Genomic DNA, 12,283 nt, shown 5'->3' on the forward strand with positions numbered 1-12,283 from the left:
TGGGTTATCCATTAACCTTTGTGTAACTTTTATAAAACAAAGTGATTCATCATTGAATGATATTTAGCAGTTAAACGAATCAAAAGGGTGATGACGTGACGGAAGAACAACGCTTTGAGCAGCGCATCGCGCAAGAGACGGCCATCGAGCCGCAGGACTGGATGCCTGACGCGTACCGTAAAACGCTGATCCGCCAGATTGGTCAGCATGCGCACTCCGAAATTGTCGGCATGCTGCCGGAAGGGAACTGGATCACCCGCGCCCCGACGCTGCGCCGTAAGGCCATCCTGCTGGCGAAAGTGCAGGACGAGGCGGGGCACGGGCTCTACCTCTACAGCGCGGCGGAAACGCTGGGCTGCGCCCGGGAAGATATCTACCAGAAGATGCTCGACGGCAAGATGAAATACTCCTCCATCTTCAACTACCCGACCCTGAGCTGGGCGGATATCGGCGTGATCGGCTGGCTGGTGGATGGCGCGGCCATCGTTAACCAGGTGGCGCTGTGCCGGACCTCCTACGGCCCCTATGCCCGGGCGATGGTGAAAATCTGTAAAGAAGAGAGCTTCCACCAGCGTCAGGGCTTTGAGGCCTGCATGGCCCTGGCCCAGGGTAGCGAAGCCCAGCGCCAGATGTTGCAGGACGCCATCAACCGCTTCTGGTGGCCAGCGCTGATGATGTTTGGCCCGAACGACGACAACTCACCGAACAGCGCCCGCAGCCTGGCCTGGAAGATCAAACGTTTTGGCAATGACGAGCTGCGTCAGCGCTTTGTCGACAACACCGTGCCGCAGGTGGAAATGCTCGGCATGACTGTGCCGGATGCGGATCTACAGTTCGATGCCGAAAGCGGTCACTACCGTTTTGGCGAGATCGACTGGCAGGAGTTTGACGAGGTGATTAACGGGCGCGGCGTCTGCAATCACGAACGTCTGGCCGCCAAGCGTAAAGCCTGGGAAGAGGGAACGTGGGTGCGCGAAGCCGCACTGGCGCACGCCGAAAAACAACACGCCCGCAAGGTCGCATAAGGGGAATCAAGATGAGCAAAACATACTGGCCGTTGTACGAAGTCTTTGTCCGCAGCAAGCAGGGATTATCCCACCGTCACGTGGGCAGCCTGCATGCCGCCGATGACCGTATGGCGCTGGAAAACGCGCGCGACGCCTACACCCGCCGTAATGAAGGCTGTTCCATCTGGGTGGTGAAGGCGAGCGAAATCGTCGCCTCCCAGCCAGAAGAGCGCGGTGAGTTTTTCGACCCGGCGGAGAGCAAGGTCTACCGCCATCCGACCTTCTACACCATCCCTGATGGCATCGAGCACATGTGAGGCCACGGATGAAAACGTTAACGCAATATGCTCTGCGCCTAGGTGATAACGGGCTGGTGCTCTCCCAGCGTCTGGGAGCGTGGTGTGGTCACGCCCCGGAGCTGGAGATTGACCTCGCGCTGGCCAATATCGGCCTCGACCTGCTGGGCCAGGCGCGCAACTTCTTAACCTACGCCGCCGAGCTGGAAGGCGAGGGCGACGAAGACACGCTGGCCTTTCAGCGCGACGAGCGCCAGTTCAGCAACCTTCTGCTGGTGGAGCAGCCCAACGGCAACTTCGCCGACACCATCGCCCGTCAGTACTTTATCGACGCCTGGCACGTGGCGCTCTTTACCCGTCTGACCCAGAGCCGCGACGGTCAGCTTGCCGCCATCGCCGCGAAATCCATCAAAGAAGCCCGCTACCACCTGCGCTTCAGCCGCGGCTGGCTGGAACGCCTGGGCAACGGCACGGAGATCTCTGCGCAAAAAATGCAGCAGGCGGTCAATGACCTGTGGCGTTTCACCGCCGAGCTGTTCGAGGCGGACGAGATTGACCTGACGTTGGCTGCCGAAGGTATCGCCGTCGATCCGCGCAGCCTGCGCGACGCGTGGGAAGCGGAAGTCTTCTCTGGGCTGAACGAGGCGACGCTGAGCGTGCCGGGCGAGTCCGCCTACCGCACCGGTGGCCGTAAAGGGCTGCACACCGAACATCTGGGTCCGATGCTGGCAGAGATGCAATATCTGCAGCGCGTCTATCCCGGCCAGCAGTGGTAATCCAGGAGAGCGCCATGCAACACGCCGTCCAACTCACCCCCGCCGCCGTCCCGCAGATCTGGTCTCTGTTAAGCCAGATCCCGGACCCGGAGATCCCGGTACTGACCATCACCGACTTAGGGATGGTGCGCAGCGTGACGCCGCAGGATGAGGGCTGGGCCATCGGTTTTACGCCGACCTATTCCGGCTGTCCGGCCACCGATCATCTGATGGGGGCGATCCGCGACACCCTGACCGCCCACGGCTACGGACCGGTGCAGATCACCCTTCAGCTCGACCCGGCGTGGACCACCGACTGGATGACCCCGGACGCCCGGGAGCGTCTGCGCCAGTACGGCATCAGCCCACCGGCCGGGCACAGCTGCCATGCGCATCTGCCGGCTGAAGTGACCTGTCCGCGCTGCGCCAGTACCCGCACCACGCTGATCAGTGAATTTGGTTCCACGGCCTGCAAAGCGCTCTGGCGCTGCGACAGCTGCCGCGAACCCTTCGACTATTTCAAATGTATCTGAGGTCGCCATGACAACGTTTCATTCCTTAACGGTGGCAAAAGTGGAACCCGAAACCCGCGATGCGGTGACCATTACCTTCGCGGTTCCCCAGCCTTTGCAGGAAGCGTATCGCTTCCGTCCGGGCCAGCATCTGACCCTGAAAGCCCATTTAGCGGGCGAAGAGCTGCGCCGCTGCTACTCCATCTGCCGCAGCGTTCAGCCGGGCGAAATCAGCGTGGCGGTAAAAGCCATCGACGGCGGGCGCTTCTCGCGCTATGCCCGGGATGAGATCAAGCAGGGGATGGCGCTCGAAGTGATGGTGCCGCAGGGGCATTTTGGCTATCAGCCGCTGGCAGAGCGGGAAGGCTGCTATCTGGCGATTGCCGCCGGTTCCGGCATCACCCCGATGCTGGCGATCATCTCCAGCACTCTGAAAACCGAACCGAAAAGCCAGTTCACCCTCATCTACGGCAACCGCAGCAGCCAGAGCATGATGTTCCGCCAGGCGCTGGCCGATCTGAAAGACAGCTATCCGACCCGCCTGCAGGTGGTCAACATCTTCAGCCAGGAGACGCTGGACAGCGAGCTACTGCACGGGCGCATCGACGGCGAAAAACTGCAGGCGCTGGCGAAGCACTTAATTGACTTCAGCCAGTTTGATGAAGCCTTTATCTGCGGCCCGGCGGCGATGATGGACCAGGCGGAACAGACCCTTAAGGCGCTGGGGATGCCGGAGAAATCGCTGCATCTTGAGCGCTTCAACACGCCGGGCACAACCATTAAACGCACCCATTCGGTACAGACCGGGGGGCAAAAGGTGACGGTGCGCCAGGACGGGCGCGACCGCGAGATCACCCTCACCGCCGAAGACGAAAGCATTCTGGATGCCGCGCTGCGCCAGGGGGCGGACCTGCCTTACGCCTGTAAAGGCGGGGTCTGCGCCACCTGCAAATGCAAAGTGGTGCGCGGCAAGGTGGATATGGTGACCAACTACAGTCTGGAGCCGGATGAACTGGCGGCAGGCTACGTGCTGAGCTGCCAGGCCCTGCCGCTGACCGGCGACGTGGTGGTGGACTTTGATGCGAAGGGGATGGCATGAGCGACCTGATTGTCACCCGTCACGGTCGGGTATTGCTCCTGACCCTTAACCGCCCGGCGGCCCGTAACGCCCTGAACAATGGCCTGCTGAGCGAGCTGGCAACCGCCCTGGAAGCTGCCGCCGTAGACAGCGAGATTTCGGTGTGCGTGATTACCGGCAACGCACGCTTCTTTGCCGCCGGGGCCGATCTGAACGAGATGGCGGAAAAAGATCTGGCCGCCACCCTCAACGACATTCGCCCGCAGCTGTGGGCGCGCATCAACGCCTTCAGTAAGCCGCTTATTGCCGCCGTCAATGGCTACGCCCTGGGCGCAGGGTGCGAGCTGGCGCTGCTCTGCGATGTGGCGATTGCCGGGGAAAACGCCCGCTTCGGCCTGCCGGAAATCAACTTAGGCATTATGCCGGGCGCGGGCGGCACGCAACGGCTGATCCGCAGCGTCGGCAAATCCCTTGCCAGCAAAATGGTGCTGACCGGGGAAAGTATCACCGCCCGTCAGGCGCTGGCGGCCGGGGTGGTAAGCGATGTACATCCCGAAGACCTGACCCTCGAATATGCTCTCAAGCAGGCGGCGCTGATGGCGCGCCACTCCCCGCTGGCGTTGCAGGCGGCGAAGCAGGCGCTACGCCAGTCCCAGGAGGTGGCCCTCACCGCCGGGCTGGCCCAGGAGCGTCAGCTCTTCACCCTGCTGGCGGCCACCGAGGATCGCCGGGAAGGGATCGACGCCTTCCTGCAAAAACGCACCCCTGAATTTAAAGGACGCTAACCATGGATTTTATTCTGAGTCACGTTGAGCAGGGGGTCATGACCCTAACCCTGAACCGCCCGGAGCGGCTCAACAGCTTCAATGAGGAGATGCACCAGCAGCTGGCGGCGTGCCTGACCCAGGCCGAGCGCGACGAGAGCGTGCGTTGTCTGCTGATTACCGGCGCCGGACGCGGTTTTTGTGCCGGGCAGGATCTTAACGACCGTAACGTCGACCCGAACAGCCCGGCGCCGGATCTCGGCATGTCGGTGGAGAAATTTTACAACCCGCTGGTACGCCGTCTGGCAAAACTGCCCAAGCCGGTGATCTGCGCGGTGAACGGCGTGGCCGCCGGAGCGGGGGCGACCCTGGCGCTGGGCTGCGATATCGTTATCGCCGCCCGTTCGGTGAACTTTGTGATGGCCTTCAGCAAGCTCGGTCTGGTGCCGGATTCCGGCGGTACCTGGCTGCTGCCGCGTCTGACCGGGCGCGCCCGGGCGATGGGCCTGGCCCTGCTGGGGGAGAAGATCAGCGCTGAGCAGGCACACGCCTGGGGGATGATCTGGCAGGTCGTGGATGATGCCGAACTGACCGACACCGCCCGTCAGCTGGCCGTGCATCTCGCCTCCCAGCCGACCTTTGGCCTGGGGTTGATTAAGCAGGCGATCAATGCCGCCGAAACCAATACCCTGGACGCGCAGCTGGATCTGGAGCGCGACTATCAGCGTCTGGCCGGGCGCAGCGCCGACTACCGGGAAGGGGTCAGCGCCTTCCTCAACAAACGCGCGCCGCAGTTTACGGGGAAATAAGATGACGACAATTCATACCGTGGCGGTGATTGGCAGCGGCATCATGGGAGCCGGGATCGCCGAAGTGGCGGCGAGCAACGGCCACCCGGTGCTGATCTATGACATCAACGCTGAGGCCATCTCCCGCGCCATTGACGCCATTCGCAGCCGTCTCGAATCCCGCGTGGCGCGCGGCAAGCTCGCCCCGCATGACGCCGAACAGACGCTCCAGCGCCTGGTGCCCGTTACCGACATCCACGCGCTGGCGAAGGCTGATCTGGTGATTGAAGCCGCCTCTGAGCAGATGGCCGTTAAAAAGGCGCTCTTCGCCCAGCTGGCGGAGATCTGCCCGGCTAACACGCTTTTAACCAGCAACACATCCTCAATTTCTATTACCGCCATTGCCGCCGACCTGCGCCATCCTGAGCGCGTGGCGGGGCTGCACTTCTTTAACCCGGCCCCGGTGATGAAGCTGGTGGAAGTGGTAAGCGGCCTGGCGACCTCCGGGGAAGTGGTCGAACAGCTGAGCGAACTGGCGACGCGCTGGGGCAAACAGCCGGTGCGCTGCCAGTCAACGCCGGGCTTTATCGTTAACCGCGTGGCGCGTCCGTACTATGCCGAAGCCTGGCGGGCGCTGGAAGAGCAGGTTGCCGCCCCGGAAGTCATCGACGCGGCGCTGCGCGAAGGCGCAGGCTTCCCGATGGGGCCGCTGGAGCTGACCGATATGATCGGCCAGGACGTCAACTTCGCCGTGACCTGCTCAGTATTTAACGCCTTCTGGCAGGAGCGACGTTTCCTGCCGTCACTGGTGCAGCAGGAGCTGGTGCTGGGTGGGCGTCTCGGCAAGAAGAGCGGGCAGGGCGTTTACAACTGGCGTAACGAAAAGCCAGCGGTGAGCTGGCTGGCAGAGGTGAACGATAGTTACAGTGTCACGCATCAGCAGAAAAAAAGTGACGGTGTCACTGAAATTGACGGCGTACTGCTGATCGAAACCCGGGGTGAGACCGCCCAGGCGCTGGCGAACCGCTACGCACAGCCGGTGGTGGTGTTCGACAGACAGGAGAGCGATGTGGCGGTGATTGCCGCCGCGGCCAGCAACCCGACAGCCGCGACACGGAAAGCGGTGCGCTACTTCCAACAGCAGGGCAAGCGCGTGCTGCAGGTGGCGGATTATCCCGGCCTGCTGATCTGGCGCACGGTGGCGATGATTATCAACGAAGCCCTCGACGCCCTGCAAAAAGGGGTCGCCAGTGAAGAGGATATCGATACCGCCATGCGCCTCGGGGTGAACTACCCGCGCGGCCCGCTGGCCTGGGGAGAACAGCTTGGCTGGCAGCGTCTGCTGTGCCTGCTGGAAAACCTGCAACGCCATTACGGCGAAGAGCGTTACCGTCCTTCATCCCTGCTGCGCCAGCGCGCGCTTCTGGAGAGTAGCTATGAGTCATAACGCCTGGCGCAACGCCCGCGCCATGTATGAAAACGATGCCTGCGCCCAGGCTTATGGCATCGACATTATTGAGATGGATGACGGCGTCGCCGTGTTGACCATGACCGTCACGCCGCAGATGCTCAACGGCCACAAGAGCTGTCACGGCGGACAGCTGTTTACCCTCGCCGATACCGCTTTCGCCTACGCCTGCAACAGCCAGGGGCTGGCGGCGGTGGCCTCGGGCTGCACCATTGATTTTGTCCGTCCGGCGTTTGCCCACGATAAGCTCACCGCCACGGCGCAGGTGCGCCATCAGGGGAAACAGACCGGCGTATACGACATTGAAATCGTTAATCAACAACAGAAAACGGTTGCCCTGTTCCGTGGGAAATCCCACCGCATCGGCGGCACTGTGACAGGAGAAGCATGATGCGTGACGCCTTTATCTGTGACGGGATCAGAACCCCAATCGGTCGCTATGCCGGTGCGCTGTCCGGTGTGCGCGCGGACGACCTGGGCGCCATCCCGCTGCGCGAACTGCTGGCGCGTAACCCGGGTCTGGATGCGGAGCGCATCGACGATGTGATCTTTGGCTGCGCGAACCAGGCGGGGGAAGACAACCGTAACGTGGCGCGAATGTCCCTGCTGTTAGCCGGGCTGCCGCAGACCGTCTCCGGCACTACCCTGAACCGCCTTTGCGGCTCCGGTCTGGATGCGCTGGGCTTTGCTGCCCGCGCGATTCGCGCCGGTGATGGCGACCTGATGATTGCCGGGGGTGTGGAGTCGATGTCCCGCGCGCCTTTCGTGATGGGCAAAGCGACCAGCGCCTTCCAGCGGCAGAATGAAATTTTCGATACCACTATCGGCTGGCGTTTTGTGAACCCGCTCATGGCGCAGCAATTTGGTTCTGACAGCATGCCGGAAACGGCAGAGAATGTAGCGGAATTGTTAAAGATTTCCCGTGAGGATCAGGACGCCTTCGCCCTGCGCAGCCAGCAGCGTACCGCTCAGGCCCAGGCTAACGGTATTCTGGCGCAGGAGATCGTGCCGGTCGTCATTAAAGGCAAAAAAGGGGAGGTCACCGAAGTGGTGCATGACGAGCATCTGCGCCCGGACACCACCCTCGAAATGCTGGCCGGGCTGAAAGCCCCTTTCCGGGCGGGCGGTGTGGTTACCGCCGGTAACGCTTCCGGCGTGAACGATGGCGCTGCGGCGCTGATTGTCGCCAGCGAGAAGATGGCGGCAGCCCAGGGCCTGATCCCGCGTACCCGCATCGTGGCGATGGCGACCGCTGGCGTTGAGCCGCGTCTGATGGGGCTGGGCCCGGTGCCTGCCACCCGTCGGGTGCTGGAGCGCGCCGGGCTGAGCATCAACGACATGGACGTTATCGAGCTGAACGAAGCCTTCGCCTCCCAGGCGCTGGGGGTGCTGCGTGAGCTGGGGCTGCCGGATGATGCGCCGCACGTTAACCCCAACGGCGGGGCAATTGCCTTAGGCCATCCGCTGGGTATGAGCGGGGCCCGCCTGGCGCTGGCCGCCAGCAACGAGCTGCATCGTCGTAAAGGGCGCTATGCGCTCTGTACGATGTGCATTGGTGTCGGTCAGGGCATTGCCATGATCCTTGAGCGTGTCTGAACAATTATAAAAAGCGAGTACCCTACGATGACTACGACAATGATAAATACAGCGACAACCGCAACGTCAACTGCAACCACGACGGCAACGCATCTTGACCCCATCGAAACTGCCTCCCTTGATGAGCTGCAGGCCCTGCAAACCGAGCGTATGAAGTGGACGTTAGAACACGCTTATAACAACGTCCCCATGTACAAACGCAAGTTTGATGCGGCGGGCGTGCATCCTGACGATTTCAAAGAGTTAGCGGATATCCGCAAGTTCCCGTGCACCACCAAGCAGGATCTGCGTGACAACTATCCGTTTGATACCTTTGCGGTGCCGATGGAACAGGTGGTGCGTATTCACGCCTCTTCGGGCACCACCGGTAAACCCACCGTGGTCGGCTACACGCAGAACGACATTGATAACTGGGCCAACATCGTGGCCCGCTCGCTGCGCGCCGCGGGGGGCAGCGCGAAGGACAAAATTCATGTCGCCTACGGCTATGGCCTGTTCACTGGCGGGCTGGGCGCCCACTACGGCGCCGAGCGTTTAGGCGCCACGGTGATCCCGATGTCCGGCGGCCAGACCGAAAAACAGGCCCAGCTGATCCGCGATTTTCAGCCAGACATGATCATGGTGACGCCTTCTTACTGCCTCAACCTGATCGAAGAGCTTGAGCGCCAGATGGGGGGTGATGCCAGCCAGTGCTCCCTGCGCGTGGGCGTTTTTGGCGCTGAGCCCTGGACCCTGGCGATGCGCCGGGAAATTGAAAAACGCCTCGGTATTACCGCTCTGGATATCTATGGGCTCTCCGAAGTGATGGGGCCGGGGGTGGCGATGGAGTGCATCGAAACCGCCGACGGACCGACCATCTGGGAAGATCACTTCTACCCGGAGATCGTCAACCCGAACGACGGCACGCCGCTGGCCGATGGTGAGCAGGGGGAACTGCTCTTCACCACCCTCACCAAAGAGGCGCTGCCGGTGATCCGCTACCGCACCCGCGACCTGACCCGCCTGCTGCCGGGCACCGCCCGCACCATGCGCCGCATGGACAGGATCAGCGGCCGCAGCGACGATATGCTGATTATCCGCGGCGTCAACGTCTTCCCGTCCCAGCTGGAAGAGGAGATCGTCAAGTTTGAGCACCTGTCGCCGCACTACCAGCTGGAGGTGAACCGTCGGGGCCATCTTGATTCACTTTCGGTGAAGGTGGAGCTGAAAGAGAGCAGCCTGTCGCTGACCCACGAACAGCGCTGCAACGTCTGCCACCAGCTGCGCCACCGCATTAAGTCGATGGTGGGGATCTCTACCGACGTGACGATCGTCAACTGCGGTAGCATTCCGCGTTCCGAAGGCAAAGCCTGCCGCGTCTTCGATCTGCGTAAGGCCGCAGCCAACAGCTAAGGCCGTCCGCGACCCTCTGCGTATTAGGGAGGGTCGCGCTTTTAGCGCTATGCTATGATTCATCCGCGAAAATAATCACAACAGAATGAATCACATGAGTAAACTCGACGCCTTTATCCAGCACGCTGTCAGCTCCGTTCCCGTCAGCGGCACCTCGCTGATCTCCTCCCTGTACGGTGATGCCCTGTCCCATCGCGGCGGTGAAGTCTGGCTGGGAAGCCTGGCGGCCCTGCTGGAGGGGATGGGATTCGGCGAGCGCTTCGTGCGTACCGCGCTGTTCCGTCTTAATAAAGAGGGCTGGCTGGATGTGGTTCGCATCGGCAGACGCAGCTTCTACCGCCTGAGCGACAAAGGATTGCGTTTAACCCGCCGGGCCGAAACCAAAATTTATCGCGCAGAGCTACCGGCCTGGGACGGCAAATGGCTGCTGCTGCTCTCTGAAGGAATGGACAAAACCACGCTGGCGGATGTGAAAAAGCAGCTGATCTGGCAGGGCTTCGGCACCCTGGCGCCGAGCCTGATGGCCTCGCCGTCGCAACAGCTGGCAGACGTACAGACCCTGTTGCATGAAGCGGGCGTGGCGGAAAACGTCATCTGCTTTGAGGCGCATTCGCCGCTGGCGCTTTCCCGCGCCGCGCTGCGCGCCCGGGTGGAGGAGTGCTGGCAGCTCAGCGAGCAGAACCTGATGTATGAAACCTTTATCGACTCGTTCCGGCCCCTGCTGCCCCTGCTGCGGGAGGCCACGCCGGAGGAGCTGACGCCGGCGCGCTGTTTCCATATCCAGCTCTTGCTGATCCATTTTTATCGCCGGGTGGTGCTTAAGGATCCGCTCCTGCCGGAAGAGTTACTCCCGTCGCACTGGGCAGGCCAGACGGCCCGCCAGCTGTGCATTAACATTTATCAGCGCGTCGCGCCGGGTGCGCTGGCGTTTGTCAGTGAGAAAGGGGAGACCTCGGTCGGCGAACTGCCGTCGCCGGGCTCCTCCTACTGGCAGCGCTTCGGCGGCCTGACGCCCGCGTAACGGAGGTTATGTGCCTGTATATCAAATTGATGGTCTGACACCGGTTGTTCCTGAGGAGAGTTATGTCCACCCGACAGCGGTCCTGATTGGCGACGTGATCCTCGGTAAGGGCGTCTATGTGGGCCCCAACGCCAGCCTGCGTGGGGATTTTGGCCGTATCGTGGTGAAAGACGGGGCCAATATTCAGGATAACTGCATCATGCATGGCTTCCCCGAGCAGGACACGGTGGTGGAAGAAGAGGGACATATCGGGCACGGCGCCATTCTGCACGGCTGCGTGATCCGCCGCAATGCGCTGGTGGGGATGAATGCGGTGATCATGGATGGCGCCGTGATCGGCGAGAACAGCATCGTCGGCGCGGCGGCATTTGTGAAAGCGAAAGCGGAAATGCCTGCCGACCATCTGATTATCGGCAGCCCGGCGAAAGCGATCCGCGTGTTGAGCGAGCAGGAGATGGCGTGGAAAAAGCAGGGCACCCGCGAGTACCAGACGCTGGTGGAGCGCTGCAAACAGACGATGCATCAGGTGGAGCCGTTACACGAGGTGGAACCGGATCGCAAGCGGCTGGTGTTTGAAGAGAATCTGCGGCCCAAGTCGGCCCGCTGAGCGGCAAACCCCTTAATCCTGCGTGAGGCCATCTTTGTGTAGATTGAAGGATGTTAAGGATTAATTTAGTGGCACCCTAAAAGCCCCGGCACGCTGTCGCTGGGGCTTTGTTTCTGCGTTTTTATTTTACCTGTCGCTGTTGGCATCCCCAATACGACCTATTAATGCGCAGCCAGTTCGTAAAAGAATGCCGGGTTCGCCTTAATCGTGGCCAGCACTTTTGCTGCCAGGCCGGTGGGGTTACGTCTTCTGGATTCCCAGCTTTTGATGGTATCCACGCTGGTGCCCAGCGCTTTTGCCATTTCTGCCTGGGAGACGTTGAGCTGCTCTCTGATCGCTTTGACATCGGCAATCTCATAGCGGGTAACTCGGGAAGGGGCTTTGGTCCCGTTTTTGATGTCGACCGCCTCTTCCAGGGACGTTTTGAGTTCGTCAAAAAAATGCATTTCACACCTCGTTTTTCAGTAAGGTTGTCAGTTTTTTTAGTTCAACCTTTTCCGCATCAGTGAGATTCTCTTTGGCGCTTTTCGGATAAGCGAGCACCAGCCAGATAATCTCCCGTGTTGCCAGAAGGTAAATTACCCTGGCGCTGCTGCTTTTACCCTGGCCACCCGTGGCCATCCTGACTTTTCGCAGCCCGCCGGTATTCTGAATAACATCACCTTTGTCCGGAAAGGCAATGAGCTCTCTTTGTAACGTCAGGAGTTCATCATCAGTCGCGATCTGTTTGATTTGCCGCGTAAACAGTGACGTCTCGATAAATTCTATCGCATGGCACACGATTCTCTCTCCATGTAAGGTACCATGTACACCTTAAGGTGTACATAGTACAGATCCAGAATTATTTTGCTGCCAGAGAACGCGTGAACTGAAATGCGCGCTGGCACTGGTCGGCATTGTAAGGAGCATGGCGAGAGTGTGCTGAAACGCGTGCTGACGCTACGAGGCGTCTCGTAAAATTGCAGGGTTTATCAGAAGGTAAACCCTCTAAGAGGAGAG

The 12,283-nt window shown here is 60.9% G+C and carries 15 protein-coding genes; 13 read left to right on the forward strand and 2 right to left on the reverse strand.

Translation table 11 applies throughout. The features are described from left to right. Positions 1 to 95: 95 nt before the first annotated feature. The 13 genes from paaA to paaY all read left to right on the forward strand — a co-directional run bounded on the left by paaA (position 96) and on the right by paaY (position 11,284). Positions 96 to 1,025: a 1,2-phenylacetyl-CoA epoxidase subunit PaaA gene (gene paaA / locus ACOKCT_RS20260; RefSeq protein WP_103179813.1), complete on the forward strand. Its 930-nt coding sequence runs from the start codon at positions 96 to 98 to the stop codon at positions 1,023 to 1,025. Positions 1,026 to 1,036: 11 nt separating this feature from the next. Further along, on the forward strand, positions 1,037 to 1,324 hold the full coding sequence (paaB, locus tag ACOKCT_RS20265) for a 1,2-phenylacetyl-CoA epoxidase subunit PaaB (protein ID WP_103179812.1): 288 nt from the start codon (positions 1,037 to 1,039) through the stop codon (positions 1,322 to 1,324). Positions 1,325 to 1,332: 8 nt separating this feature from the next. Next, a complete protein-coding gene (gene paaC, locus ACOKCT_RS20270; RefSeq protein WP_420193824.1) occupies positions 1,333 to 2,079 on the forward strand; it encodes a 1,2-phenylacetyl-CoA epoxidase subunit PaaC in 747 nt (248 codons plus the stop codon). 14 nt (positions 2,080 to 2,093) lie between these two features. Then, positions 2,094 to 2,591, forward strand: a complete 498-nt coding sequence (paaD, locus tag ACOKCT_RS20275; protein ID WP_103179810.1) for a 1,2-phenylacetyl-CoA epoxidase subunit PaaD — start codon at positions 2,094 to 2,096, stop codon at positions 2,589 to 2,591. A gap of 7 nt (positions 2,592 to 2,598) precedes the next feature. Further along, positions 2,599 to 3,669, forward strand: a complete 1,071-nt coding sequence (gene paaE / locus ACOKCT_RS20280) for a 1,2-phenylacetyl-CoA epoxidase subunit PaaE (protein WP_159339404.1) — start codon at positions 2,599 to 2,601, stop codon at positions 3,667 to 3,669. Continuing rightward, positions 3,666 to 4,433 carry a 2,3-dehydroadipyl-CoA hydratase PaaF gene (gene paaF, locus ACOKCT_RS20285; protein WP_214422056.1) on the forward strand — a complete coding sequence of 256 codons (768 nt, stop codon included), beginning with the start codon at positions 3,666 to 3,668 and terminating at the stop codon, positions 4,431 to 4,433. The genes paaE and paaF overlap by 4 nt, the downstream gene beginning before the upstream one ends. A 2-nt stretch (positions 4,434 to 4,435) precedes the next feature. Further along, positions 4,436 to 5,221, forward strand: coding sequence for a 2-(1,2-epoxy-1,2-dihydrophenyl)acetyl-CoA isomerase PaaG (gene paaG / locus ACOKCT_RS20290; protein WP_420193825.1), 786 nt, complete (start codon positions 4,436 to 4,438; stop codon positions 5,219 to 5,221). A gap of 1 nt (position 5,222) precedes the next feature. Then, positions 5,223 to 6,647, forward strand: coding sequence for a 3-hydroxyacyl-CoA dehydrogenase (locus tag ACOKCT_RS20295; protein ID WP_420193826.1), 1,425 nt, complete (start codon positions 5,223 to 5,225; stop codon positions 6,645 to 6,647). Next, positions 6,637 to 7,059, forward strand: a complete 423-nt coding sequence (gene paaI, locus ACOKCT_RS20300; RefSeq protein WP_114314799.1) for a hydroxyphenylacetyl-CoA thioesterase PaaI — start codon at positions 6,637 to 6,639, stop codon at positions 7,057 to 7,059. The genes ACOKCT_RS20295 and paaI overlap by 11 nt, the downstream gene beginning before the upstream one ends. After that, positions 7,059 to 8,264: a 3-oxoadipyl-CoA thiolase gene (gene pcaF / locus ACOKCT_RS20305; protein WP_325941031.1), complete on the forward strand. Its 1,206-nt coding sequence runs from the start codon at positions 7,059 to 7,061 to the stop codon at positions 8,262 to 8,264. The genes paaI and pcaF overlap by 1 nt, the downstream gene beginning before the upstream one ends. A gap of 39 nt (positions 8,265 to 8,303) precedes the next feature. After that, a complete protein-coding gene (gene paaK / locus ACOKCT_RS20310; protein ID WP_103179803.1) occupies positions 8,304 to 9,656 on the forward strand; it encodes a phenylacetate--CoA ligase PaaK in 1,353 nt (450 codons plus the stop codon). An 85-nt stretch (positions 9,657 to 9,741) separates the two neighbouring features. After that, positions 9,742 to 10,677, forward strand: coding sequence for a phenylacetic acid degradation operon negative regulatory protein PaaX (gene paaX, locus ACOKCT_RS20315; RefSeq protein ID WP_103179802.1), 936 nt, complete (start codon positions 9,742 to 9,744; stop codon positions 10,675 to 10,677). Positions 10,678 to 10,687: 10 nt separating this feature from the next. Then, positions 10,688 to 11,284 (forward strand): phenylacetic acid degradation protein PaaY, encoded by a 597-nt coding sequence (gene paaY, locus ACOKCT_RS20320; protein WP_420193827.1) that lies wholly within the window; start codon positions 10,688 to 10,690, stop codon positions 11,282 to 11,284. A gap of 161 nt (positions 11,285 to 11,445) precedes the next feature. Here the strand turns inward: paaY and nadS are convergent, their stop codons facing one another. Both nadS and ACOKCT_RS20330 read right to left on the reverse strand, forming a co-directional pair. After that, on the reverse strand, positions 11,446 to 11,730 hold the full coding sequence (gene nadS, locus ACOKCT_RS20325; RefSeq protein ID WP_103179800.1) for a NadS family protein: 285 nt from the start codon (positions 11,728 to 11,730) through the stop codon (positions 11,446 to 11,448). A 1-nt stretch (position 11,731) separates the two neighbouring features. Continuing rightward, positions 11,732 to 12,064, reverse strand: a complete 333-nt coding sequence (locus ACOKCT_RS20330; RefSeq protein ID WP_180210163.1) for a type II toxin-antitoxin system RelE/ParE family toxin — start codon at positions 12,062 to 12,064, stop codon at positions 11,732 to 11,734. Positions 12,065 to 12,283 lie beyond the last annotated feature (219 nt).

The sequence above is a fragment of the Leclercia sp. M-A074-M genome (assembly GCF_965195605.1).
Lineage (GTDB): Bacteria > Pseudomonadota > Gammaproteobacteria > Enterobacterales > Enterobacteriaceae > Enterobacter.

Bases quoted from the DNA above. Each gene is read 5' to 3' on its own strand.
- paaB (WP_103179812.1), top strand. From the start codon at position 1,037: ATGAGCAAAACATACTGGCCGTTGTACGAAGTCTTTGTCCGCAGCAAG.
- paaC (WP_420193824.1), top strand. From the start codon at position 1,333: ATGAAAACGTTAACGCAATATGCTCTGCGCCTAGGTGATAACGGGCTG.
- paaD (WP_103179810.1), top strand. From the start codon at position 2,094: ATGCAACACGCCGTCCAACTCACCCCCGCCGCCGTCCCGCAGATCTGG.
- paaE (WP_159339404.1), top strand. From the start codon at position 2,599: ATGACAACGTTTCATTCCTTAACGGTGGCAAAAGTGGAACCCGAAACC.
- paaF (WP_214422056.1), top strand. From the start codon at position 3,666: ATGAGCGACCTGATTGTCACCCGTCACGGTCGGGTATTGCTCCTGACC.
- paaG (WP_420193825.1), top strand. From the start codon at position 4,436: ATGGATTTTATTCTGAGTCACGTTGAGCAGGGGGTCATGACCCTAACC.
- ACOKCT_RS20295 (WP_420193826.1), top strand. From the start codon at position 5,223: ATGACGACAATTCATACCGTGGCGGTGATTGGCAGCGGCATCATGGGA.
- paaI (WP_114314799.1), top strand. From the start codon at position 6,637: ATGAGTCATAACGCCTGGCGCAACGCCCGCGCCATGTATGAAAACGAT.
- pcaF (WP_325941031.1), top strand. From the start codon at position 7,059: ATGCGTGACGCCTTTATCTGTGACGGGATCAGAACCCCAATCGGTCGC.
- paaK (WP_103179803.1), top strand. From the start codon at position 8,304: ATGATAAATACAGCGACAACCGCAACGTCAACTGCAACCACGACGGCA.
- paaX (WP_103179802.1), top strand. From the start codon at position 9,742: ATGAATCACATGAGTAAACTCGACGCCTTTATCCAGCACGCTGTCAGC.
- nadS (WP_103179800.1), bottom strand. From the start codon at position 11,730: ATGCATTTTTTTGACGAACTCAAAACGTCCCTGGAAGAGGCGGTCGAC.